Origin of the sequence: Streptomyces sp. NPDC002044, assembly GCF_040296725.1 — a bacterium.
In the GTDB taxonomy this organism is placed as follows: domain Bacteria; phylum Actinomycetota; class Actinomycetes; order Streptomycetales; family Streptomycetaceae; genus Streptomyces; species Streptomyces antarcticus.
Genome location: NZ_JBEOXU010000061.1, coordinates 1 through 19,945, shown reverse-complemented (window position 1 = coordinate 19,945; position 19,945 = coordinate 1). Strand labels below are relative to the sequence as shown.

At 71.6% G+C, this 19,945-nt stretch carries 27 protein-coding genes; 11 read left to right on the top strand and 16 right to left on the bottom strand.

Features of this window, described 5'->3' with window-relative positions:
- Positions 1-26 precede the first annotated feature (26 nt).
- The 4 genes from ABT106_RS17145 to ABT106_RS17130 all read right to left on the bottom strand — a co-directional run bounded on the left by ABT106_RS17145 (position 27) and on the right by ABT106_RS17130 (position 3,538).
- Complete coding sequence (locus ABT106_RS17145; RefSeq protein ID WP_351277761.1) at positions 27-257, bottom strand: hypothetical protein; 231 nt, start codon at positions 255-257, stop codon at positions 27-29.
- Between the two features lie 60 nt (positions 258-317).
- A complete protein-coding gene (gene bla, locus ABT106_RS17140) occupies positions 318-1,232 on the bottom strand; it encodes a class A beta-lactamase (RefSeq protein WP_351277759.1) in 915 nt (304 codons plus the stop codon).
- A 150-nt stretch (positions 1,233-1,382) separates the two neighbouring features.
- Positions 1,383-2,786: an amidohydrolase family protein gene (locus ABT106_RS17135; protein WP_351277757.1), complete on the bottom strand. Its 1,404-nt coding sequence runs from the start codon at positions 2,784-2,786 to the stop codon at positions 1,383-1,385.
- 305 nt (positions 2,787-3,091) lie between these two features.
- Entirely contained in the window at positions 3,092-3,538 is a 447-nt protein-coding gene (locus tag ABT106_RS17130; RefSeq protein WP_351277797.1) for an ATP-binding protein, read from the bottom strand.
- A 380-nt stretch (positions 3,539-3,918) separates the two neighbouring features.
- On the opposite strand from ABT106_RS17130, the gene ABT106_RS17125 reads away from it, so the two are divergent.
- Positions 3,919-4,359, top strand: coding sequence for a luciferase domain-containing protein (locus ABT106_RS17125; RefSeq protein WP_351277755.1), 441 nt, complete (start codon positions 3,919-3,921; stop codon positions 4,357-4,359).
- Here the strand turns inward: ABT106_RS17125 and ABT106_RS17120 are convergent.
- Together ABT106_RS17120 and ABT106_RS17115 are read right to left on the bottom strand one after the other, a co-directional pair.
- Positions 4,350-5,567, bottom strand: a complete 1,218-nt coding sequence (locus tag ABT106_RS17120) for a phospholipase D-like domain-containing protein (protein ID WP_351277753.1) — start codon at positions 5,565-5,567, stop codon at positions 4,350-4,352. The genes ABT106_RS17125 and ABT106_RS17120 overlap by 10 nt on opposite strands.
- Before the next feature lie 115 nt (positions 5,568-5,682).
- On the bottom strand, positions 5,683-5,937 hold the full coding sequence (locus tag ABT106_RS17115) for a DUF5133 domain-containing protein (protein WP_351277751.1): 255 nt from the start codon (positions 5,935-5,937) through the stop codon (positions 5,683-5,685).
- A 142-nt stretch (positions 5,938-6,079) separates the two neighbouring features.
- Between ABT106_RS17115 and ABT106_RS17110 the strand changes: the two genes are divergently transcribed.
- Complete coding sequence (locus ABT106_RS17110; RefSeq protein ID WP_351277749.1) at positions 6,080-6,307, top strand: hypothetical protein; 228 nt, start codon at positions 6,080-6,082, stop codon at positions 6,305-6,307.
- 58 nt (positions 6,308-6,365) lie between these two features.
- Here the strand turns inward: ABT106_RS17110 and ABT106_RS17105 are convergent, their stop codons facing one another.
- From ABT106_RS17105 to ABT106_RS17095, 3 genes are read right to left on the bottom strand one after another with little or no spacing between them, the layout of a single operon-like run.
- The gene (locus tag ABT106_RS17105) at positions 6,366-7,223 is read right to left on the bottom strand and encodes a helix-turn-helix domain-containing protein (protein WP_351277747.1); all 858 of its coding nucleotides are present in this window, start codon (positions 7,221-7,223) and stop codon (positions 6,366-6,368) included.
- A 14-nt stretch (positions 7,224-7,237) separates the two neighbouring features.
- On the bottom strand, positions 7,238-7,765 hold the full coding sequence (locus tag ABT106_RS17100; RefSeq protein WP_351277745.1) for a DUF6879 family protein: 528 nt from the start codon (positions 7,763-7,765) through the stop codon (positions 7,238-7,240).
- On the bottom strand, positions 7,737-7,997 hold the full coding sequence (locus ABT106_RS17095) for a hypothetical protein (RefSeq protein WP_351277742.1): 261 nt from the start codon (positions 7,995-7,997) through the stop codon (positions 7,737-7,739). The genes ABT106_RS17100 and ABT106_RS17095 overlap by 29 nt, the downstream gene beginning before the upstream one ends.
- A 194-nt stretch (positions 7,998-8,191) precedes the next feature.
- Between ABT106_RS17095 and ABT106_RS17090 the strand changes: the two genes are divergently transcribed.
- The 3 genes from ABT106_RS17090 to ABT106_RS17080 all read left to right on the top strand — a co-directional run bounded on the left by ABT106_RS17090 (position 8,192) and on the right by ABT106_RS17080 (position 9,542).
- On the top strand, positions 8,192-8,431 hold the full coding sequence (locus tag ABT106_RS17090; protein ID WP_351277740.1) for a hypothetical protein: 240 nt from the start codon (positions 8,192-8,194) through the stop codon (positions 8,429-8,431).
- A 431-nt stretch (positions 8,432-8,862) separates the two neighbouring features.
- Positions 8,863-9,300 carry a glycine-rich domain-containing protein gene (locus ABT106_RS17085; protein WP_351277737.1) on the top strand — a complete coding sequence of 146 codons (438 nt, stop codon included), beginning with the start codon at positions 8,863-8,865 and terminating at the stop codon, positions 9,298-9,300.
- A 35-nt stretch (positions 9,301-9,335) separates the two neighbouring features.
- Positions 9,336-9,542 carry a hypothetical protein gene (locus ABT106_RS17080; protein WP_351277735.1) on the top strand — a complete coding sequence of 69 codons (207 nt, stop codon included), beginning with the start codon at positions 9,336-9,338 and terminating at the stop codon, positions 9,540-9,542.
- A 430-nt stretch (positions 9,543-9,972) separates the two neighbouring features.
- Here the strand turns inward: ABT106_RS17080 and ABT106_RS17075 are convergent, their stop codons facing one another.
- The 5 genes from ABT106_RS17075 to ABT106_RS17055 form a co-directional block, all read right to left on the bottom strand.
- Positions 9,973-10,080, bottom strand: a complete 108-nt coding sequence (locus tag ABT106_RS17075; protein WP_351277795.1) for a helix-turn-helix domain-containing protein — start codon at positions 10,078-10,080, stop codon at positions 9,973-9,975.
- Between the two features lie 382 nt (positions 10,081-10,462).
- Positions 10,463-10,933, bottom strand: coding sequence for a Dps family protein (locus ABT106_RS17070; RefSeq protein ID WP_351277732.1), 471 nt, complete (start codon positions 10,931-10,933; stop codon positions 10,463-10,465).
- 211 nt (positions 10,934-11,144) lie between these two features.
- Positions 11,145-11,411, bottom strand: coding sequence for a DUF4235 domain-containing protein (locus tag ABT106_RS17065; RefSeq protein WP_351277729.1), 267 nt, complete (start codon positions 11,409-11,411; stop codon positions 11,145-11,147).
- Positions 11,408-11,875 (bottom strand): DUF3618 domain-containing protein, encoded by a 468-nt coding sequence (locus tag ABT106_RS17060; protein WP_351277727.1) that lies wholly within the window; start codon positions 11,873-11,875, stop codon positions 11,408-11,410. The genes ABT106_RS17065 and ABT106_RS17060 overlap by 4 nt, the downstream gene beginning before the upstream one ends.
- Entirely contained in the window at positions 11,872-12,294 is a 423-nt protein-coding gene (locus tag ABT106_RS17055) for a phage holin family protein (RefSeq protein WP_351277725.1), read from the bottom strand. Before ABT106_RS17055 ends, ABT106_RS17060 begins: the two co-directional genes overlap by 4 nt.
- Before the next feature lie 430 nt (positions 12,295-12,724).
- On the opposite strand from ABT106_RS17055, the gene ABT106_RS17050 reads away from it, so the two are divergent.
- The 3 genes from ABT106_RS17050 (at position 12,725) to ABT106_RS17040 (ending at position 16,145) form a co-directional block, all read left to right on the top strand.
- Positions 12,725-15,190 (top strand): SpoIIE family protein phosphatase, encoded by a 2,466-nt coding sequence (locus ABT106_RS17050; RefSeq protein ID WP_351277723.1) that lies wholly within the window; start codon positions 12,725-12,727, stop codon positions 15,188-15,190.
- A gap of 67 nt (positions 15,191-15,257) precedes the next feature.
- Positions 15,258-15,665 (top strand): ATP-binding protein, encoded by a 408-nt coding sequence (locus ABT106_RS17045; protein ID WP_351277720.1) that lies wholly within the window; start codon positions 15,258-15,260, stop codon positions 15,663-15,665.
- Between the two features lie 123 nt (positions 15,666-15,788).
- Positions 15,789-16,145, top strand: a complete 357-nt coding sequence (locus ABT106_RS17040; protein WP_351277718.1) for an STAS domain-containing protein — start codon at positions 15,789-15,791, stop codon at positions 16,143-16,145.
- Between the two features lie 88 nt (positions 16,146-16,233).
- On the opposite strand, the gene ABT106_RS17035 is transcribed toward ABT106_RS17040, so the two are convergent.
- On the bottom strand, positions 16,234-17,196 hold the full coding sequence (locus ABT106_RS17035) for a YihY/virulence factor BrkB family protein (RefSeq protein WP_351277716.1): 963 nt from the start codon (positions 17,194-17,196) through the stop codon (positions 16,234-16,236).
- Positions 17,197-17,486: 290 nt separating this feature from the next.
- On the opposite strand from ABT106_RS17035, the gene ABT106_RS17030 reads away from it, so the two are divergent.
- From ABT106_RS17030 to ABT106_RS17020, 3 genes are all read left to right on the top strand, one after another.
- Positions 17,487-18,275 carry an SDR family NAD(P)-dependent oxidoreductase gene (locus ABT106_RS17030; protein WP_351277714.1) on the top strand — a complete coding sequence of 263 codons (789 nt, stop codon included), beginning with the start codon at positions 17,487-17,489 and terminating at the stop codon, positions 18,273-18,275.
- 90 nt (positions 18,276-18,365) lie between these two features.
- Positions 18,366-18,527 carry a DUF5670 family protein gene (locus ABT106_RS17025; RefSeq protein ID WP_351277712.1) on the top strand — a complete coding sequence of 54 codons (162 nt, stop codon included), beginning with the start codon at positions 18,366-18,368 and terminating at the stop codon, positions 18,525-18,527.
- A gap of 67 nt (positions 18,528-18,594) precedes the next feature.
- On the top strand, positions 18,595-18,963 hold the full coding sequence (locus tag ABT106_RS17020; protein ID WP_351277709.1) for a PRC-barrel domain-containing protein: 369 nt from the start codon (positions 18,595-18,597) through the stop codon (positions 18,961-18,963).
- 71 nt (positions 18,964-19,034) lie between these two features.
- Here ABT106_RS17020 and ABT106_RS17015 read toward each other — a convergent pair whose 3' ends face one another.
- The gene (locus tag ABT106_RS17015; protein WP_351277706.1) at positions 19,035-19,541 is read right to left on the bottom strand and encodes a C40 family peptidase; all 507 of its coding nucleotides are present in this window, start codon (positions 19,539-19,541) and stop codon (positions 19,035-19,037) included.
- Positions 19,542-19,945: the final 404 nt, after the last annotated feature.

The following is a 19,945-nucleotide window of genomic DNA, read 5'->3' as shown; positions in this document are numbered from 1 at the left end:
TGCACGCCCTTCCCTCCGTACGGCGGCTACCCCGTCCGCGCGGACCCATGCCCGCGCGGACGGGGCGGCTCGCCGACGCGGGGAGAGCACTGCTTCGGGTCGGTGACCTCGACCCGCGACTTCCACCGCCCGCTGACCATGTGGTGCACGACGTACGGGTCACCGGAGACGGCCGTGCCGCCGGTCGGTTCGTCGAGGATGCGCACGTCGGCGCGGACGCCGTTGATGTGGCTGATCCGGCGGCGGCAGCGTCGCAACCCGGACGCCCGCGCCGGGGCCGAGCCGCCCTTCGGCTCACCCCCGGCCCGGGACGCCCGTCAGCCGAGGGCCGAGGCCAGCAGGGCGGCGGTCCGGGCCACCAGGGGGTGGTCCGCCGCGGCGTCCGGCTCGGGCCGGGTCGTCAGGACGGCCATGACGACCGGCGCCGCCCCGAGCGGCGGCCAGGCGACGCCCACGTCGTTGTTCGTCCCGTACGCGCCGCCGCCGGTCTTGTCCGCCAGGACCCAGTCCGCGGGCAGGCCCGCCCGGAAGCGTTCCGTACTGGTCGTGTTGGCGAGCAGCCAGCCCGTGAGCCGCTCCCGGTCCCGGGGCGCGAGCCCGTCACCCAGCGCGAGGCGCTCGTAGGTCCGGCCGACGGCCCGCGGGCTGGTGGTGTCCGTCAGGCGGCAGGGCTCCGCCGAGTTCAGCTCCGGCTCCCACCGGTCGAGCCGGGTGACGCCGTCGCCCACCGAGCGGCAGAAACGGGTGACGGCGTGCGGACCGCCGAGCTCGCGCAACAGCAGGTTGGCGGCCGCGTTGTCGCTCTGGCAGATCGCCGCCGCGCACAGCCGCTCGACGGTCATGCCGTTGGCCAGGTTCTCGGGCAGGCCGGTGACGGGGGCGTGCCCGCAGACCCGTACGTCCCGCGCGGTGTAGCGGACGCGCCGCGCGAGGAACTCCCCGTCGCGGTCCAGATCGCGCAGGACGGCGGCGACCGCGAGCGTCTTGAAGACCGAGCACATCGGAAAGGTCTCGTCGGCGCGGTAGAGAACCGTCCGGCCGCTGCCGGTGTCGCGCGCGAACACGCCCAGGCGGGCGGAGTGTTCGCGCTCCAGGGCGCGCAGCTCGCGCAGGACGCCCTCCCGGCCCGACGGCGCGGCGAAGGCCGTGCCGCCCGTGGCCAGGACGGCGAGGGTGCCCGTGCCGGCGGCCAGGAGCGCGCGGCGGGACGGGTGGGCTCGTACTGTTTCCACGGTGCGTTCTCCTCTGCGGCGGCCTCGGAAGCCTCGGCCGGCCGCGTCGTATCCCGTACGTATGACCCTTATGGGGTACAAGACGCGCGAACTGCCCCGCTGGTTCACTCCGCCACCGTCCGCCCCGGGGGTCCGGCCGGGGCACACCGCTCAGGAGGGGGTGCGCAGCCGGGCCGCCGCGGCCTCCGCCTCGCGTACGACCCGTCCGGGTTCGACGTCGACGAGGCGGCCGTCGAGCTTGAGGGGGCGGCCGTCCACGAAGACGGCGTGGACGTTCTCGGGGCGGCCGTTGAAGACGACCTGGTTCACCCAGTCGAACCGCGGCGCGAAGTTGAGGGCGGCCGGGTCGATCACGATGACGTCGGCGCGCTTGCCGGGCGTCAGCGAGCCGATCTCGTCGGCCATGCCGAGGACCTCGGCTCCGCCCAGCGTCGCGATCCGCAGCACGTCGTGGACCCGGGGGAACACCGAAGGGTCCTGGGCGCGCGCCCGCTGGAGGCCGATGGCCGCCTTCATCAGCGCGAAGACGTCCGAGGTGTCGTTGGTCCCGCCGTCCTGGCCGAGTCCGACCTTGACGCCGCGCCGTCCCAGCTCCGGAAGCCGCATGATCCCGGAGGCGAGGCGCATGTTGCTCAGGGGGCAGTGCGCGACCCGGACGTCGTGGGCGGCGACCGCGGCCGCCTCGTCGTCGGTCAGATGGACCGCGTGGTTCATCAGGAGCCGCGGACCCATCGCGCCGATGTCCGTGAGGACGCGTACGGGGTCGTCCGCGTGCTGCTCGTCGCGTTCGAGGACGTGGCTGTTGAGCATGACGCCGAGGTCCTGGGAGATCTCCCAGTGGAGCCGGTTGAGGCCGGACAGCGCCCGCGCGGCGTGGGTGGCGACCATCGCGGAGGCGAGCGGCACCGGGTCGATCAGCTCGCGCTTCACCCGGGCGATCAGCGGGGCCTCCCGCTCGCCCTGGAACATGGCGTAGGCGAACCGCACCCGCGTGTCGGTGAGGGCCCGCACGTACTGGACCGTCGTGTCGTACGGGAGCGCGTCGACCCAGTCCACCAGGGTGGTCACGCCGGACTGGACCGAGTCCAGGGCGCCCAGGCGCACGAAGCGGTACATGTCCGCCGGCGTGATCCGCGAGAACGTCGTGCGGTTGCAGTCGGCCAGCCAGCCGAACAGGTCGCGGTCCGCGCAGCCGCCGCGCATCGACGACTGCCACAGGTGGGTGTGGACGTCGACGAATCCCGGCATCACGAGCTTCCCGGCGGCGTCGATCACGTGCGCGCCCGGAGGCGCCGGCAGCCGCCGCCCGACGGCCGTGATGACGCCGCCCGTCATGAGGACGTCCGCGTTCTCGACGCAGCCCAGGGGCCCTTGGCCGGCCGCGGGATCCATGGTGAGCACGAGCGAGGCGTTCCTGAGCACGGTGGCCCGGGCGGCCGGACCCGCGGGCCCGGCCGGCCTCCCGGGCCGGGGCTCCGCGCGCCCCGCGCCACGACCGGCACCCGCGTCGATGCCGAGGAGGAAGGGTGAGGTGGCGGCCACGGTGAGGCCCATCAGCACGCCGCGGCGGCCCGGTGAGGGCGGGGACGACGGGGGCGGGGACGGGGGTGGCGCGGCGGCGGCCGCCGGCGGGACGGCGGGAAACGGAGGCGGAGCGGGGGCGGGACACTCGGCGTACGGGTCCATGGGTGTTGCCTCCCAACGAGCACGCGTCGGACAGCACTTCCCGTCACTGACGAGACGTCAGGATGGAACGGGGAAGGTAGCTGAAGCGTGCGGCAGGGGAGTGGCGTTCCGATAGATGTGCGTCAACATTTTGTGGAAGTGTGTCCGCGCGCCCGGCCCCCCGGCCCGCGGGCTCAGCCCCGACCGTGGGGGCGCAGGTGGCCCGATCCGGCCGGATCGGTGTCGCGGTGCGGGTCGGGTCGGCCCGGCGGGTGGAAGCAGGCCGTGATGGTCTTGCCGCCGTGGAAGGCGTGGGCGTCCCAGCGGTCCGCGAGGGCGTCGACGATCGCCAGACCCCGCCCGGAGACCGCTTCGTCCGAGGCGTCGCCCGGAGCCGGCAGACCGGGATCGGAGTCGGCGACGCTGACGTGCAGGCACTCCCCGTCCCAGGTCAGGACGAGTTGGGCACTGCTGCGCGCGTGGACGTGCGCGTTGGTGACCAGCTCCGACACCGTCAGCAGGACGGAGTGGACGACATCGGGAGCGTCCTCGGTCCAGTTCAGGGCCTCCAAGTGCTCCAGACTCCACCGGCGGGCCGAACCCGGCCCTCGGTAGATGGGGAACGACCTGGCCCAGCCCACCGCACGGAGCGACAAGGCACCCACCTCATTTCCCTGGTTCCGGCCTTTTCGGCACGTGTTCCTCAGGTCCGTCCGGCCCGGTGACGGGCGTGGTGACCGCCCCGGCGCTTGACGAGCAGGAGCGCCAGCAGCATCGGCGCGATCAGCAGGATCATCGTTGCCATGGTGGAGTCCTTCCTCGCGGACCGTTACCTCTGCGCGTGTGACCGCCAGGCCGCGGTCGAAACCCCCGCGGCCGGGTGACGCACCGGCCGGGGACGGCGCGGCGTCCCCGGCGGCGGACGAATCGCGCGGTACGGGGAAGGGCAATCGCGCGGTACGGGGGAGGGATTGAGTCAGCGCTCTTGTGGTGCGGGTCTCCGGCCGGGCAGGCTCGGGTCATGAACACAGCCAGGCACGCCAGTGAACAGCTCATGAGCTGGCCTGCACTCAGCGAAGGCCGCACCCCGTGCGGCAGTGGGCTCGGCCTGAACGCCGGTTCACAGGAGATCGTCCACTTCCACGGCGATCACGAGGCTGACGTCCACCTGACCCGCGCGATGATCGCGAAACTGGAGCCGGCCCTCGCCGGATCCACCGCGGTCCATCTGCGCACCGGGTCGGAGTGGGTGACGGTACGTCTGGACATCGACTCCGACATCGACCTGCTGGCCACCCTGGTCAGCGCCGCGCTCCAGGCCGCCACCCGGGCCGAGGCCGAGCCGGACGTACGAGGACCGCACCGGGACCCCTGTACGCGTCAGGGGAGCCCGGCCCCGGTCATCATCCGGCACCCGGACGTCCCGGGTGAGGAGACGAGCGGGCGGAGCTGCTACAGGTAGCGGCGGATGGGCAGCACCGCGGTCTCCCGGGCGCGCTGGAGCACCGAGCGGCGCTTCCAGCGGCCCGGGCGGATCGGGTCGCTCGCCCTGAGGTCCTCGTCGTAGTGCGCGTCGAGGGTCGCCGTGAACTCGGCGTCCATCACGGCGAGCATCACCTCTTCGTCGTGGTCCAGCGACCGGCGGTTGAAGTTCGTCGAGCCGATCAGGGACACCACGCCGTCCATGGTCACGATCTTGGCGTGCATCATGGTCGGCTGGTACTGGTGGATCTTCACGCCGCAGGCGGTCAGCGCCTCGTAGTGGTGCTGACCGGCCAGCTGGCACACGCGCTTGTCGGTGTGCGGCCCGGGCAGCAGGATCTCGACCTCGACGCCGCGGCGGGCCGTGGCGCAGAGCAGCTCGATGAAGTAGGTGTCGGGGGCGAAGTACGCGGTCGCCAGACGCACCCGTTCCTCGGCCGATTCCAGGATCACCCGGATCAGCGTCTGCATGTCCTGCCACCCGAAACTGGCCGAACCGCGGACCACCTGCACGATGGCGCCGCCGCCCGTCTCGTGGGTGACGAACCGGTCGCGGTCGTCGAACAGCTCCGCGTGGCACTCCGCCCAGTTCTGGGCGAAGGCCGCGGCGATCCCGTCGACGGCCGGGCCGCGCACCTCGACGTGCGTGTCCCGCCACTCGCCGGGGTTGCGCGCGTTGCCGCACCACTCCTCGGCGATGCCGACGCCGCCGGTGAAGGCGGTCCGCTCGTCGACCACCAGGACCTTGCGGTGACAGCGGTGGTTCTGCTTGAGCGGCGAGAGGTAGAGCGGCTTGCGGAACCAGGCGACCTCGACGCCCGCGTCCTTCATCCCGTCCAGCAGGGTCTGCTCTATGAGACGGCTGCCGAAACCGTCCAGCAGCAGCCGCACCCTGACGCCTGCGCGGGCCCGGTCGGTCAGGGCCTCGGCGAACTGCCGGGCGATGTCGCCCCTCCAGTACACGAACGTCATCATGTCGACCGTGTGGCGGGCCGAGCCGATCGCGTCCAGCATCGCGGCGAAGATCTCGTCCCCGTTGCGGAGCGGCAGTACGGTGTTCCCCTCGGTCGCGGCGATGCCGATCAGCCGCTCCAGACGCCGGCGGATGCGCCGGATCCGCTCGTCCGCCGTGCTGCTGCCCGCGGGCGGGTTCAGTACGCCGCTGAGCTGCTGCTCTTCGTCGATCATGCCGCGTGCTCCTCGGTTCGGGTCTGTTGCCGCCCAGGACCCTATCCGAAGCCGGCGGCGACGGATCCCGGCCCGCTCCGCGGGGAAGCGGAGCGGGCCGGGACGTGCCGACCGGTCAGGCGGCGGCCGTACCGGCCGACGCGCCAGCCGCCGTGGCGGCGGCCGGGGCACAGGGCGCGGCCGCCAGCATGTCGTCGGCGGCCGCCAGGGCGTCCTTGATGTTCCGGGTCGCTGTTGCCACGCACAGCGTGAACGAAACGTTCTCCAGTTCGAGGCGAACCTCGGGGGAGTCCTCGAGGGCCAGCGTGATCCGTGCGTCGGCGTATCGGGACAGCAGGCGGCGAAGGACGGCGGGTGCGGGCTTCAGCACGGGGGACTGCCTTTCTACGGAGTGTGGTACGCAACTGCCCCGTCACCCGGTGTGCATGCGCGCGGCTCCGGAACCGGTCCGCGGAAACCGGCCCGCGGCGGAGAGAGCGCGGGACGTTGGACCCCGCACGTACGGCACCTCAATGGCGGACGCGCTGATGGGCTGCGCCCGCGCCACCCGCCACAAGGAATGCCGGAAGGTTCTCGTTGAGCGGTCTGCGAGCGAGACCGGTAAGCCGGCCGCCTGCAAGGGTGTGAAGGAGGAGGACTACAGCGTGATCGCTGCCAGCGCCGCCATCGCGCGCCTTGGCTGGACGGACGAGAACGGCAAGTTCAGCGAGAAGAAGATGCTGGAGGACAGCAGCAAGTAGACAACTGCCCCCTTCCGGCCGTTCGGGGTCGGGAGGGGGCGCTTTCGTGCGTCCGGGGTCAGGCAGGGCCGAGCGCCTCGATGGCGCTGACGACCAGCGCGCGGGCCTCAGCTCCGTACACGGCCATGCCGCGGAGCTGCTCGAATGCCTTCAGGTAGAGCGCGATCTCGGAGGGCTGCGTGACCGTGACCCGGGCCGAGAGGAGCTCGATGGACACGAGCGTGTCGTCGTACATGTGGAAGGTCTCCAGCGGCCACTGGCTACGCGCCCGGGAGGCCATGGGAATGATGCCCAAGCTGACGGTAGGCATCGCCCCCACGGTCATGAGGTACCCCAGCTGGGCGGCCATGGCCTCGGCATCGGCCAGTTGGTGCCGGAGCGCGGCCTCCTCGACGAGGAGGACGTAACGGCGGCCCGGCTCCCGCACGATCCGGTTGCGCTCCATGCGGGCAGCGACGGCCTCAGCGACGTCGTTGGGGATCTCCCGGAACTCACTGATCGCGCCGAGCAAGCCGGCCGCGTAGCCCTCGGTCTGGATGAAGTGCGGGAGGAGCGTTGCGGAGTAGACGCGGAAGAGGCGGGTGGAGCGGAAGAGGGGCACGTAGCTGTGCTGGAGCTGCTTGAGCCCACTTCTGGAACGGCGCCGCCATTCGGTGTACAGCGACTGGGCGTTCTGCGACTGGGCAATGATGTCCGCCGCCTGGCCGACCGCACCGCAGGCATCGCACCAGCGGCGCACGTCGTCCGGGGTCGGCGGGGTGATCGCGTTCTCGATACGGGAGGACTTCGAGTGCGTCCACCCGCAGCGGTTGCCCAGCTCGCTGCCGCTGATGCCCGCCTCCGCGCGCAGCTCGCGCAGCCGGTCCGCGACGCTGCGGCGTGCGGCCTGCGCCGCGGATGACGGGGATACGGGCATGAGCTGGGCGTCGCCTACCTGGTCTCGAAGCGGTCGTGCGGAGTCGCGCGCGCCCAGACAGTTTCAAAGGCGTCCGCGCACAGCTTGGCCGCGGCCGGGTCCTCGCTCATCTCGCCGCCCGCGGAAACGCCTTCGCCTGAGAAGTGGTTCCACCGGATCAGCCGACCGTCGACGAGCCAGAAGTCGTTCCCGGGCAGGGCGATGTCGCTGGCCTGCCGTCGCGGAAGCCAGCGCACGTCTTCACCCGCGGCAACGTTCGTGAACGTCGCGTCGTAGAGGAAGCGGGTGTACTCGCTGACCGGCTCAGAGACGATCCGGGCCCGGCGCACGGTGACGCCTCTGGCCGTGGTGGCCACGATGAGGTCGAGCCACGGCCGCCACCACGACGCCCGGTCTGCAGGGTCGTGGCGGTGGCCGGCACGCCAGGCTGCGAACGGGCCGGTCTCGTAGTCGACCGCATACGCGTCGCGGGTTTCCAGGTGGACGACCGAGTGCTCAGCGGAGCCGAGGAGGTCAGGCCAGCTGGGGACGTTCAAGAACATCGCATGCCTCCCTGATCATGTGCGCCATGCGCGCGGGGATCCGCACCACGGCTTCGCCGTCGGGGATGCCGGTCCCGTGGCCGGGCATCTCCAGAGAGGCGCATTCCGCCTCCAGTTCAGGGTTGGGCTTCCAGCCCTGAAGCACAAGTTCACTGTGCTCCTCGTCGACCCAGATAGTGGGGCTCTCCCCGTCGACGCTGCTCGGGTCGATGCCTACGAAACGTAGCGCCATGGTGTCCTCCGTCGCTCGGGTTGTGCACGGATGAACACCAGCCTCGTGGGCGCTGGTTGGCGGGTCAAGGGCGTGTTTCAAGGTCGTCCGAATCGGGCTCTGTCGTGAACATCGGTGCACATTCGTGGTGATCGTGCACAGCCTGTCGTCACGCTCAGGTGCAGCACCGGCTGACAACGGCAGGGAGCAGCGGCATGACCACCCAACGAACCGGCCCGGAAACGACCCCGGCCTCCGTGCAGGCGACCCGCTGCCGGGATGTACCCCTGCCCAGTGCGCACGGCCTTGCCTGGGACCAGGCCGCGGGCCGCGCCTGCATCGCCTGCAACCGGCAGCTCACGACCGGTGCCGTGTACCGCGGCCGGGTCTTCGGGCATCAGGGCTCGCACAACTTGGACGCCGACGTCTGGTGCTGCCCGGATCCGGTGACGTGATGCGGATCTGCTGCTACTGCGACCGCGTCATCCGCGGCCAAGCCAACGAGACCGTGGTACACGCCGCGACTGGGGTCCGGCCGGACCAGTACTCCCACATCAAGGGCGATCCGCAGTGCCGGCCGCGAACGGCGGCCGGGCAGTGACCGAGTGGCAGAAGCAAGCCCTGATCGTCGCCGCAGTGTTCGTCGCCTCCACAGCCGTCATGTTCCACGCGATCGTCAACAACCCTTGAAACTCCCGCGCCGACCGGGCGGGCCAGCCCCACCCACTGCACACATCGAGGAGCGACATGTCCTGTGGCAACACCCCCGCGCCGCCCCCGTGCTCGTCCGACGGCGGCGACTCCAGCCCCGCCCGCGGCGCCCTGACCGCGACCCCGCACAAGTCCGCGCGGCGCCCTGCTCAGCGACGCCGCGTTCAACGGCGTGATGCACACCGTCCTCGACAACAACCCGGGCATGGAGCCGGGCATGGCCGGCCGTATCGTGATCGAGGCGATCAAGTTCGTGGCCGCGGCCGCGCAGTTCCCGACCGTACGGATCGCCCCGACCCGGGAGGTTGACGAGGGCTGGCATGCGCTGATCCTCCACACCCGGCTGTACGAGGCGCTGTGTGCCCGGCTGGGGCGGACTGTCCACCACTACCCGGAGCGCCCGGACGCGGCCCGCCACGACCCCGACGTCATGACCCGCACGATCGCGTTGATCGAGCAGGTCGGCTACACCCCCGACGCCGAGCTGTGGCGCGGCCCGAAGGAGGCGCTCGTCACGGTCGCGGCGGACTGCTCGCACACCCCGGTGCCGGGCGGATGCGGCCCGATCAACCCGGGGAACTGTGCGACGCACGGCGGCGGCGACGACGAGTAGCTAGGCTCGGCGCACTCCGATGAAAGGGCGAGGACATGACCGGTGCAGATGCCTACGAGGTGCACGTCTCCATGAGGCAGTTCGGTATCCCGGGGGCCGTCACGCCGGTGGCGGCGGATGATCCGGCGGGGGCCTGGTGCGTGGTTGACGCGGACGGGCAGACGGTTACGGATCATGTCCTCGCCCGGGTCGCGGCGGCTCGCGCCCAGCAGCCGGCCCGCGGGTTCGTCACCGCGCGCTGACCCGGGGCCGCCCCGTCCGGCACCCTCCGGCCGGCCGGAGGGTGCCGGCATACGAGGTGCGTCCACGCGTGTCGGCTCTGCTGGCCTTCGTCTATCGAAAACCATTGCGTCACATGCTTGAACAGATGAGGCTGCTTACATAGCCGCGCTGATCAACAACCCCCGGTGAGATGACGTGTACGAACTGCCATACGTGGTCGGCCCCGGGTCGGTCATGCCCAGAGGCTTAGGTAGAGACCAGTAGCCCACCCGTGTGCCGCCTTGACAGCGCGCGGTGACGATCCGGCTACTCGGATTCCGATTGATCCCCTTCTCCCCGGGCAGACGGCCGTAATTGGCCGCTGTGCCCCTCATGCGCGCCCGCGCTCCTGGGCTGGCACGCTCTGGGACGCGCGAGCGCTCGACCCCGGCCGGCTGCCACCGACCGGGGTCACATCCTGCTGTCGACGAGCCGCGTCACTGGTACCTCTAAGGCGGCCGCGATCAGTAGGAGGTCGGTGAATCTCGGATCTCGTTCGCCGCTTTCGTAGCGCTGGATGCTGCGCCCTGAGGCCGATGCGGTCGGCGAGCTGGTCTTGGGACAGGTGCAGATCTCTACGGCTCTGGGCGATGCGTTCGCCCAGCTCCCGTCTGCGGACGATGACCCATTCTGGGAGGGGAGTACGGCGGGCTGGCGCTCGTTAACGCTCGAACCGGAATGATCTTGCTTCAGTACCTAAACGGTCGCTTCTGGCGTGCAGATGCCCTGACCACTCGAATGGTGGCCAGGGCATCGCTGCACTGTGACCTCGTGAGGTCGTTCCGCTGGCTTCCCGGAATCCGGTGAAATTCCGTACGTTCACGGAACGCGCAGACCCTGCATGAAATGCCATGAAATGAATTGCCTGGCAGGTCAGAGCCCTAACGACCCCCTGGCCTGGTTAGGCGCTTTCGGCCGTGAACATCCACGCGTGCTTCTCCAGGTCGCCCGTCAGGCCGATCAGGATGTCCTGGGTGATCGGGTCCGGGTCGCCGGTGGACTGGATGCGCTCCCGCATGCGCGTGATCACCGCGCCCAGGCCGTCCACCAGGATGCGTACGGCGTCGGCGTCCTTGATCAGGCCCTCGGGTACGCCGCCGATGGCGCTCGTCGACGCGACCGTGGCCGCCCGCCCGTCCGGGGTCACACCGAGGGCGGAGGCGCGCTCGGCCACCACGTCGGAGTGGGTACGGGCCGAGGCGACGACCTCGTCGAGCTGGAGGTGGACGGACCGGAAGCGGGGGCCGACCACGTTCCAGTGGACCTGCTTGGCCACGAGGGCGAGGTCGACGAGATCCACCAGCGCGCCCTGCAGTGCTTCGCCGACGGTCTTCAGGTCGGCATCCGACAGGGCGCTCTTCACGACGGACACGAGGTTCTCCAATGTGCGATGTCCCCGGCGGCCGGCCCGGCGCTGCGGGAGGGCCCTGCCGCTGAAGAACAGGATTTCCAAGACGAAACATCGCTTACCCGTATTGATCTGTCTAAAACGGGTGCTCCACGAAGGAGGGGCGTGGCGCTCCCCGCGCACCTCGCTCCCCGCGCACCCAACGGAGAGGGACGCGGGCCGGGCCGCCGGCGGGTCAGTCCGGCCAGGTGCCCGTCAGGCGCCGGACGCCCGTGGCTCCCGCACGGTCGACGGCCGCCTTCACGACGGCGAACACCGCGCCCTGGATGGCTGCGGCGAGCAGGATCTCCCGCCAGGTGCGGTCCTCGTCGGTCGCGTCCGGTGCGTCGTTCTCGTCACCGACGACCTTCCAGATCTGTCTGACCGCCGCACCCGCCGCCATGCCGCCCGCGATTCCCAGCAGGAGGCCGACCGGCCTGTAGGCGACCTTGGACGTGTTCATCGGTTCCTCCTCCTGGCCCGGCGCAGCAGGGCCAGCGTGAACACCACGCCGGCCGTGATCAGCGCGGTGCGGTGGCGGCGTGCCACCACCGCGATGATCCGGCCCTTCTCGCGGGCCTGCTCGGGGGTGTTCTCCTGGACCTTCGCCGCGACCGCCGAGGCCGAGGCGGTGAGCTGGTCCCTGGTCTGCGCCGCCGTCTCCCGCACGGGCCCCGGCGTCTTGTCGTGCGCGGTCTCCACCACGTGGGCGGCCGCGTCATGGACCTGCGACCTCACCTGAGCCGTCCGGGCCTGTATCTGGGACTTCACCTCGGCGGCTTTCGCCCGGGCCTGCCCCTTGACGTCGGCCTTCGCCGCGAGGGCCTCCACCGTGTGGCCCAACTCCTCCCGGGTTACCCGTACTTGTTCACGCATCTCCGCGGGGGTGGGGGCGGAGTGCTTCCTGTCGGCGTGGTCCTCGGTCATCGGTGTGCCCTTTCCCTGATCTCGGCCACGTCGGCCTTCACGTTCCGGATGGTCTGTTCGGGAGCCGGCGGGGTGGCCCGGCCGATCTGCTTCCTGCCCATCGAGGCGAGCACCGCCGCCGCGGCGGCCAGCGCCCCCGCGGCGATCAGCGCCGAGGCCCACACGGGCAGGACCAGGGCCAGGGCCGCGATGCCCGCGGCCACCAGGGCCTGCAGGGCGAGGACGCCGACGACGCCCGCGCCGCCGAACAGACCACCGCCGAGGCCGGCCCTCTTCCCCTTCTCCCGCATCTCCGCCCGCGCCAGACCCATCTCCTGGCGCACGAGGCGGGTCAGCTGCTCCGCGGCCTGCTCGACGAGCTCACCGGTCGACGCGCTGTCGTGCTCCTGGACGGAGCCGGGCTGGGACGGGTTCACCATGGGATCGCCTTCCGGTGCTGTCGTTGTGGCGCGCCTACCCCGGCGGCCGCGGGTCAGTCGCCGCGGACTCCCCGCGTTGTGGGCCGCGGAGGCCCCGGGTTCCGCTCGCTCCCGCTCGCTCCCGCTCCGGAGCGCGGCGCCAACGCGGTCGCCTCCGTCCGCAGGTCACCCGTACGGCGGCGAACGGTAGCCTTCCGGGGGTCCGCCGGGCGGCGGGCGGGCCGGGCGGTCGTCGTCCATCTCACTCCGATGGACGTGATGACGCCGGGGTGGACGGGTACACGGCCACCGCGGAGATCCACCGGATCCCCGGCCACGCGGGCCTTCCGGTGACCGCGGGCCTTCCGGTGACCGCGGTCACCGCCCGGGTGATGCCGGGCCCGCGCCGAGACGGACCGCGGCCGGCGCACCGCACCAACGAGAAGGGGACATGGTGAGCACCCCGTACAGCCCGTCGCAGGAACCCGAGGCGGCCCAGCCCCCGTCCACGCGGACCGGTACGCCCGAACAGGTCCCGGTGTCCGTACCCCTCGCCGGGCCGCCCGCGCCGGTGGCCCCGTCCGATTCGGCGGTCGGCCGGCTGGTGGCCACGGTGGAGCGGTTGCGCCGCGAGGTGCGGGAGGCCGACGCCGCCGCCGACGGCCGGGCCCTGGTCGAACTGGCCAAGGGCGTCCTCGTCGAACGGCTCCGCTGCGGCCCCGCCCACGCGGCGGAACAGCTGGACCGCCTCGCCGACCGGTCGGGCGTGTCCCGGCTGGAACTGGCCGCCGACATCGTCAACCAGGCGTCCCGGGACCGGGTCAGCGACCTCGCCGCCGACTTCGCCGAGCGCACGAAGGAGCCCCCGTCCGGGAACCCGGAGGCGCTCCCGCTCTCCGTACGGCTGCGTACCGCCGAGAGCGGCGTTCTCGCCGCGGGCGACACCCAGGCCGTCGCGCGGTCCCTGCTGGAGAACGCCCTGGACCCGCTGGGCGCGGTGGCCGTCGCCGTGTGGACCGCCGGAACCGACGGGTCGCTGGTCCTCGCCGGGCACGCCGGCTTCCCCGAGGCGGAGGCGGCCCGCTGGCGCTACGTCCCCCCGGAGGTCGGCACCTTCGCCCGGCTGGCGCTCACCGAGCGCGGCCCGGTCACCTCGCACCACCCCGCGGACCGGGACGCGCCGTCCCTGGGCCGCCACACCTGGCCCGAGGGGGGCCGGATCGCCCTGCCGTCCGGATCCGGCGGGCGCGTCCACGGCGTGCTGGAGGTCTGCTGGCCGGTCCCGCTGGCCCCGCAGCCGCCGCAGGTCCTGCGCCAGCTGGAGGCCCTCGCCGAACTGTGCTCCCACACGCTGCACGACCTGCCCGCGCCCGAACGGCCCCACACGGCCCCGGCCGCCTGGCCGGAGCTGCAAGAGCTCACCGCTCTCGTCGACAACCTCCACGACCCGGCCCTCGTCCTCACCCCCGCCATGGACGGCCAGGGGAACCTGACGGACTTCCGCATCCAGTACGTCAACGAGCGGTTCGTCGACCCGGCCGGCCGGCCCCACGGCGCCATCAGCGGTTCCCTGCTGCTGGAGGCGTACCCCACGGCCGCCGGGGACAACGGCCTATACGAGAAGGCCGAGCGGGTCCACGCGACCGGTGAACCGCTGCGCGGCCAGCGGACCACCCTCACGGCCCTGGTCGGCCAGGTCGCCCTGCCGGCGGTCGCCGAGGTCAGCATCAGCCGGCACGGCGGGGCCCTCCTGCTGCTGTGGCGGACCGAGGACGAGACGGCGCGACTGGCGAGCCTGCTCCAGCACGCCCAGCGGCTCGGCCGGGTCGGCGGGTTCGAGGAGAACCTCACCGCGGGCCGGATCACCTGGAACAGTCAGCTGTTCGACATCTACGGACGGCCCGCCACGGCCCGCCCCGTCCCGATGGAGGAACTGCCCGACCACGCCCACCCCGACGACGGCGTCGGCATCCGGCGCTTCCTGAGGACCGTGCTGCACCACCGGCGCGACGCGTCCGTCGACTTCCGCCTCCAGCGGCCCGACGGGATCACCCGGCACATCCGCGTGGTCGCCGAACCGGTCCTCGACGCCCAGGAGGGCCTGGTCGCCGTCCGGGGCGCCTACCAGGACGTCTCCGCCCAGCACTGGACCGAGGTCGCGCTGGCCGCGACCCGCGACCGGCTCGCGCACACGGAGGCCGAGTCGGCCGACCGGGTCCGGCTGACCCTCCAGCTCCAGCAGGCCATCATGCCGCCGGCCCCGGCGCCGCTGGAGGTGCCGGGCCTGCGGATCGCCGTACGGTACCGGCCGGCCGAATCCGAGGCGCTCGTCGGCGGCGACTGGTACGACACGGTCCTGCTGCCCTCCGGGCAGGTCATGCTGTGTGTCGGCGACGTCGCCGGGCACGGCATCGGCGCGGCGACCGGGATGGTGGTCCTGCGCAACGCACTGCGCGGACTGGCCGTGACCGGAGCCGGCCCGGGACAGCTGCTGTCCTGGCTCAACCGGGTCGCGCACCGCCTCACCGACCAGGTGACGGCCACCGCCGTCTGCGGCCTCTACAGCCCCGAGACCGGGATCCTGCGCTGGGCACGGGCCGGGCACCTGCCGCCCGTCCTGATCCGCGGCGAGAGCGTCACGTCGCTGCCGCTCTCCGAGGGCCTGCTGCTCGGTGTGCTCGACGACGTCACCTACACCGAGCAGGAGATCCGGCTGGAGGGGGACGATACCCTGCTGATGTTCACGGACGGACTGGTGGAACGCAGGGACCTGCCGGTGAACGAGGCGGTGGGGGAGTTCCTCGTCCGCACCAGGGACGCCCCGCGTGACCTCGAACGTCGTCTCGACCGGCTGCTCACCCACAGCAGGTCCGACACGGACGACGACACCTGCCTGATCGGAATCCAGCTGGTGTGACGGGTGTGACGGATGCGATGGGAACGGCGGCGCAGGCGAACGACGGCGAAGGCGAACGGCGGAGTCGATGGAGTACGAAGGACGGCAGCACCCGGGGCTCTCGCACGAGCTGCCGAGCACCGTTGCCCAGGCGCGGGCCCGGGTCCGGGAGCTGTTCGAGAGCGTCCCCCCGGAGCGGGCGGGTACGCAGGAGTGCCTCACCGACATCCTGCTGGTGACGTCGGAACTCGCCACCAACGCCATCCGCCACGGTGGTGGCCTCACCGGCTTCGGTGTCCGGCTGGAGGCGGACGGACTCGTACTCACGATCGCCGACGCGAGCCCGCTGATGCCGGTCGCGCTCCTCAGGGAGGAGGGGTACACCGGCCCGGGCGGGTTCGGCTGGCCCCTGATCTGCCGACTGGCCAAGGACGTCTCGGTCACCCGGCTGCCCGGGGGCGGCAAGAGCATGAAGGTGCTCATGCCCCTGCGCTGAGGGCGGGCGGCCGGGCCCGGCGAACCGGGGGCCGCCCACCGGCGCCCGGAAGCCAACGTGCATGGTTGGTACAGGCCATGGGTAGTCCATGGCCGCACTGAACGAAGAAGAGGGGAGTCCAGGGTGACTGCCGACCGCTGCCATGTCGAAGTGCTGGATCAGCAGGACGGGGTGCGCGTCGTGGTGATGACGGGCGAGTTCGACCTCGACAACGCCGGTCCGCTGCGTCTGGCCCTGGATCCGCAGGCCGAAGGCGTCCGGCGGTTCGTCGTCGACGTCACCGAGGTGGCGTTCGCCGACTCGATCACCTTGACGATCCTGCTCCAGGCGACCCTGGCGCGGGATGTCGTCCTGGCGGGGTCGCAGCCCTCGCACCTCGCGCAGTTGCTCAGACTCACCGGGGCCGACCGGGTGTTCGCCGCCGCGCCCTCCGTGGCCGAGGGATGCAGCATGGTGCTGCCGCCCCGGCCGGCGCGGTAGCCGGCGCGTACCGCGGGGCGCGGCCGTCGCGGGGCCCGGTCGCCTTCGTACCCGGCCCTGCGGCGACCACCCTCGTCTCCAGCCGGCGTCAGGGCCGCAGGCCGCGCACGCGTGCCTTCGTACCGCGCGCCCGCGCCGCGCGGGCCCACGGGCCGGGGGAGCGGACGGGGGCGGCGGGCAGGGGCCCGGGTACGGCGCCCAGGGGCCCGGGTGCGGCCGCCGGGGACCGGCGCTGGAGTTCCGCGTTGAACTGCGCGCCGATGAGCAGCGAGAGGTTCCCGAGCCACAGCCAGATCAGGAAGACGACGATCCCGGCCAGGGACCCGTACACCCTGCTGTAGGTGCCCAGCCCGCTCTGGCTGTACAGGGTGAACAGGAAGGACGCGGTGAGCCACAGCACCGCGGCCAGCACACCGCCGGGCAGCCCCCGCCGGGTGCGCCCCGGGCTCAGCCGAGGCCCCGTGCGGAACAGCACCAGGACGAGCGCCGTCACGACGAGCAGCAGAGCGGGCCAGCGGGCCACCGCCCAGGCCCCGCTGGTGTCGTGACCCAGAAGTTGCGAGAGCCTGCGCGCCGCCGGCGCCGACAGCAGCAGGAGCGCGGCCCCCGCCAGCAGCAGGGCCAGCAGGGTCAGGGCGGTCAGCACGATGGTGTGCGCGGTGCGCAGCGGCGGCCGCGAGTCCGGAACGCGGTGCATGGTGTGCAGGGCCCGGCGGAATACCGCGAGGTAGCTGGACGCGGACCACAGCGCGCTGAGCAGACCGCTGATCAGCAGGGCCCAGGTGGAGTTCTGCGAACTGACCAGGCCGGCCAGCGCGTCCTGGAGCACCTGGGCGGACTGCGGCGGCAGATACGAGGTCAGGTCGGACACGAGCCGCTCGCGGGTCGGCGTACCGGCCAGCCCGAACAGGGAGACGGCCACCAGCAGCGCCGGCAGGAGGGCCAGCACCGAGTAGTAGGTCAGCGCGGCCGCGCAGTCGGAGAGGTTGTCGTGCCAGCCACGGACGACGGTGCCGCGCAGCACGCCGCCGATGCGCGCGCGGAAGGGCACGGGCGGGCGCGGTGACGGGGGCGGAGGGGAGGCCGGCGAGAGCGGAGGCGGCGAGGGGACCACTGCGCGCTCAGATTCCGGACCCGGACGAGGGCCGTGCGAGAGGAGACATGCGACCCGTCTACCCCCGGCCCCGTCCGGCATACGACGGGGCCGGTGAAATGAATCGGGCCGCCAATCGTGGGAAACCGGTGGAAAACGGGAAGTGCGAGGGGGGACGTCCCCTCGTACGGCTCCCACAGCTCCCACGGCTCTTACGGCCGCACCGCGGCAGACAGGCAGGCAGCAGCGTGCTCATCGACCTCGCCGGGAAGACCGCACTGGTCACCGGCTCGACCCAAGGCATCGGCGCGGCCATCGCGGCCGGTCTGGCCGGAGCCGGAGCCCGGGTGGCGGTCAACGGCCGGGGGAGGGAATCCGTGGAGGCGGCGGTGGAACGGCTGGGCGCGGACGGCGGCGAGTTCCTCGCCGCGCCCGGAGACCTCTCGACGGACGAGGGCGCCGGCGCCGTCTTCGCGGCCGTCCCGGACGTGGACATCCTCGTCAACAGCCTCGGGATCTTCGGTTCGCGTCCGGCCCTGGAGATCGACGACGCCGAGTGGCGCCGCTACTTCGAGACGAACGTGCTCACGGCCGTCCGGACCATCCGGCACTACCTGCCGGGCATGATCGGACGCTCGTGGGGCCGCGTGCAGAACATCGCCAGCGACTCGGCCGTGGCGATCCCGGCGGAGATGATCCACTACGGCACGTCCAAGACGGCCCTCCTCGCGGTGTCGCGGGGCTTCGCCAAGGAGGCCGCGGGGACGGGCGTGACCGTGAACTCGGTCATCGCGGGGCCCACGCACACGGGAGGGGTCGAGGACTTCGTCTACGGGCTCGTGGACCCGGACCTTCCCTGGGACGAGGCCCAGCGCGCGTTCATGCGCGAGTACCGGCCCCAGTCGCTGCTGCAGCGGCTCATCGAGCCGGAGGAGATCGCGCACATGGTGGTCTACCTCAGCTCGTCCTTCGCCTCGGCGACCACCGGCGGCGCTCTCCGGGTCGACGGCGGCTACGTCGATTCGATCCTTCCCTGAGGGCCGGTTGCCCGGCCGTACCGGAGGAGCCGGCCGTTTCTGCGTAAAGGCGGAACAGCGGGGCAGCAGAGGCTCTGGAGGTTGATAACAATGGTTCCCCTGCTTCTTGTTCTTCTGCTCGCCCTGATCCTCTTCGGTGCCGGTTTCGCCGTGAAGGCATTGTGGTGGATCGCGGTCATCGTGCTGGTCGTCTGGCTCGTCGGATTCGTCGCCCGCCCCAAGGGCAGTAGCGGCCGCTGGTACCGCTGGTAGCCACTGCCGTCTTCGGTGCTCGGCCCGTCGGGCCATCGGCCGCTCGATTTGAAGGAGTTGTCTTTACATGACGAACAACGTGTGGGCCTATCGACAGACTTCGGGTCATCTCCGTGGTACCGACCTGACCGGATTCAAGGTCGAGGCGACCGAGGGAGTCATTGGCAAGGTCGACAAGCATTCCGATGAAGTCGGTTCGTCCTACCTGGTGGTCGACACCGGTGTATGGATCTTCGGCAAGGAGATCCTTCTTCCGGCGGGCGCCATCACGAAGGTCGACGTGGACGAGAAGAAGGTCTACGTCGACCGGACGAAGGACGAGATCAAGGGTGCTCCGGAGTTCCACCGGAACAAGCACCTGGACGATGCCGAGTACCACGACCGACTCGGCCTCTACTACGGCGCGGGCGCCCCGTTCGGTGGCCGTCCCGCCTGATGTCCTTCGCCCGGCCCAGGGGTCCGCACTACGGTGCGGACCCCTGTTGGCATGCGGGGTTGACGTCGACGTCAACCGGCGCGGCCGTACCGGACGTTCCCGCTCCAGATTCGCTCCAGCCGTACGCGGGTGCCCGGTCGGGGGGCGTGCCAGATCTTGTCGTGGCCGGCGTAGATGCCGACGTGTTCCACGGTCGAGCCCTTGGGAAAGAACACCAGGTCCCCCAATGCGCGGTCACTGCGGGAAACGTGCGAGGTCTGCTCGTACTGCTGCTCCGCGGTGCGGGGCAGTTGTCTTCCCGCTTTTCTGAACGAATAGATCATGAGGCCCGAGCAGTCGAACCGTTTGGGGCCCGTCGCCCCGCGGGCGTACGGGGCCCCCTCCTTGGAAGCCGCGACGGCGACCGCTTTGGCGCCGTACTGCGGGGCCGCGTTGGCGGGTGACGCGGGGTCGGCCAGTATGCCGGCGGTCAGGGCGAAGAGGAGAGGAAAGACGCGAGGGATTCGAAATCTGGCGGCGCGGCGAGCAAGTGGGTAACCCTGTCGAGTCTTACGGGAGTCGGCCCTGAGGACGGACATCGCAGTACCTCCGCGTTCGGATGCAGATAGCGGTCGATCGGATACCTGAAGGCCCTGCTTTCAGTGACGTGATTCCTGGCGTTCAACGGCCGACAGTTTTCTCCGATGGCGTCCCGAATTCCTTTCCGGACATGGTTTGGATTGTATCGATTCTGTAACAGATCTGCGAATATATGCAAAAACGACACGCGTTGACGTCGGCGTGTCGGGGCCCGGGACGGTGTCGCGCCCAAGGGGCGCCCCGTCGCGGGGAGAAGGGAGCCGCGGACTCCGGCCCGTGACGGCGGTTCCCGGCGCGAAGCGGAGTCGTCCGCCCAACAGGCCGTAGGGGCAACGGGGTTGGCGGTCGGGTTGGCGGCGGAGCCGGGCGGCGCGCGCCCGGGTCGGCCGCGGCGGGGGAGGGC

Bases quoted from the DNA above. Each gene is read 5' to 3' on its own strand.
- ABT106_RS17120 (WP_351277753.1), bottom strand. From the start codon at position 5,567: ATGATCGACGAAGAGCAGCAGCTCAGCGGCGTACTGAACCCGCCCGCG.
- ABT106_RS17125 (WP_351277755.1), top strand. From the start codon at position 3,919: ATGAACACAGCCAGGCACGCCAGTGAACAGCTCATGAGCTGGCCTGCA.
- ABT106_RS17060 (WP_351277727.1), bottom strand. From the start codon at position 11,875: ATGACCGAGGACCACGCCGACAGGAAGCACTCCGCCCCCACCCCCGCG.
- ABT106_RS17025 (WP_351277712.1), top strand. From the start codon at position 18,366: ATGGTTCCCCTGCTTCTTGTTCTTCTGCTCGCCCTGATCCTCTTCGGT.
- ABT106_RS17055 (WP_351277725.1), bottom strand. From the start codon at position 12,294: ATGGTGAACCCGTCCCAGCCCGGCTCCGTCCAGGAGCACGACAGCGCG.
- ABT106_RS17095 (WP_351277742.1), bottom strand. From the start codon at position 7,997: ATGGCGCTACGTTTCGTAGGCATCGACCCGAGCAGCGTCGACGGGGAG.
- ABT106_RS17090 (WP_351277740.1), top strand. From the start codon at position 8,192: ATGACCACCCAACGAACCGGCCCGGAAACGACCCCGGCCTCCGTGCAG.
- ABT106_RS17065 (WP_351277729.1), bottom strand. From the start codon at position 11,411: ATGAACACGTCCAAGGTCGCCTACAGGCCGGTCGGCCTCCTGCTGGGA.
- ABT106_RS17020 (WP_351277709.1), top strand. From the start codon at position 18,595: ATGACGAACAACGTGTGGGCCTATCGACAGACTTCGGGTCATCTCCGT.
- ABT106_RS17045 (WP_351277720.1), top strand. From the start codon at position 15,258: ATGGAGTACGAAGGACGGCAGCACCCGGGGCTCTCGCACGAGCTGCCG.
- ABT106_RS17110 (WP_351277749.1), top strand. From the start codon at position 6,080: ATGGCGGACGCGCTGATGGGCTGCGCCCGCGCCACCCGCCACAAGGAA.
- ABT106_RS17135 (WP_351277757.1), bottom strand. From the start codon at position 2,786: ATGGGCCTCACCGTGGCCGCCACCTCACCCTTCCTCCTCGGCATCGAC.
- ABT106_RS17105 (WP_351277747.1), bottom strand. From the start codon at position 7,223: ATGCCCGTATCCCCGTCATCCGCGGCGCAGGCCGCACGCCGCAGCGTC.
- ABT106_RS17085 (WP_351277737.1), top strand. From the start codon at position 8,863: ATGCACACCGTCCTCGACAACAACCCGGGCATGGAGCCGGGCATGGCC.
- ABT106_RS17050 (WP_351277723.1), top strand. From the start codon at position 12,725: ATGGTGAGCACCCCGTACAGCCCGTCGCAGGAACCCGAGGCGGCCCAG.
- ABT106_RS17080 (WP_351277735.1), top strand. From the start codon at position 9,336: ATGACCGGTGCAGATGCCTACGAGGTGCACGTCTCCATGAGGCAGTTC.
- ABT106_RS17015 (WP_351277706.1), bottom strand. From the start codon at position 19,541: ATGTCCGTCCTCAGGGCCGACTCCCGTAAGACTCGACAGGGTTACCCA.
- ABT106_RS17100 (WP_351277745.1), bottom strand. From the start codon at position 7,765: ATGTTCTTGAACGTCCCCAGCTGGCCTGACCTCCTCGGCTCCGCTGAG.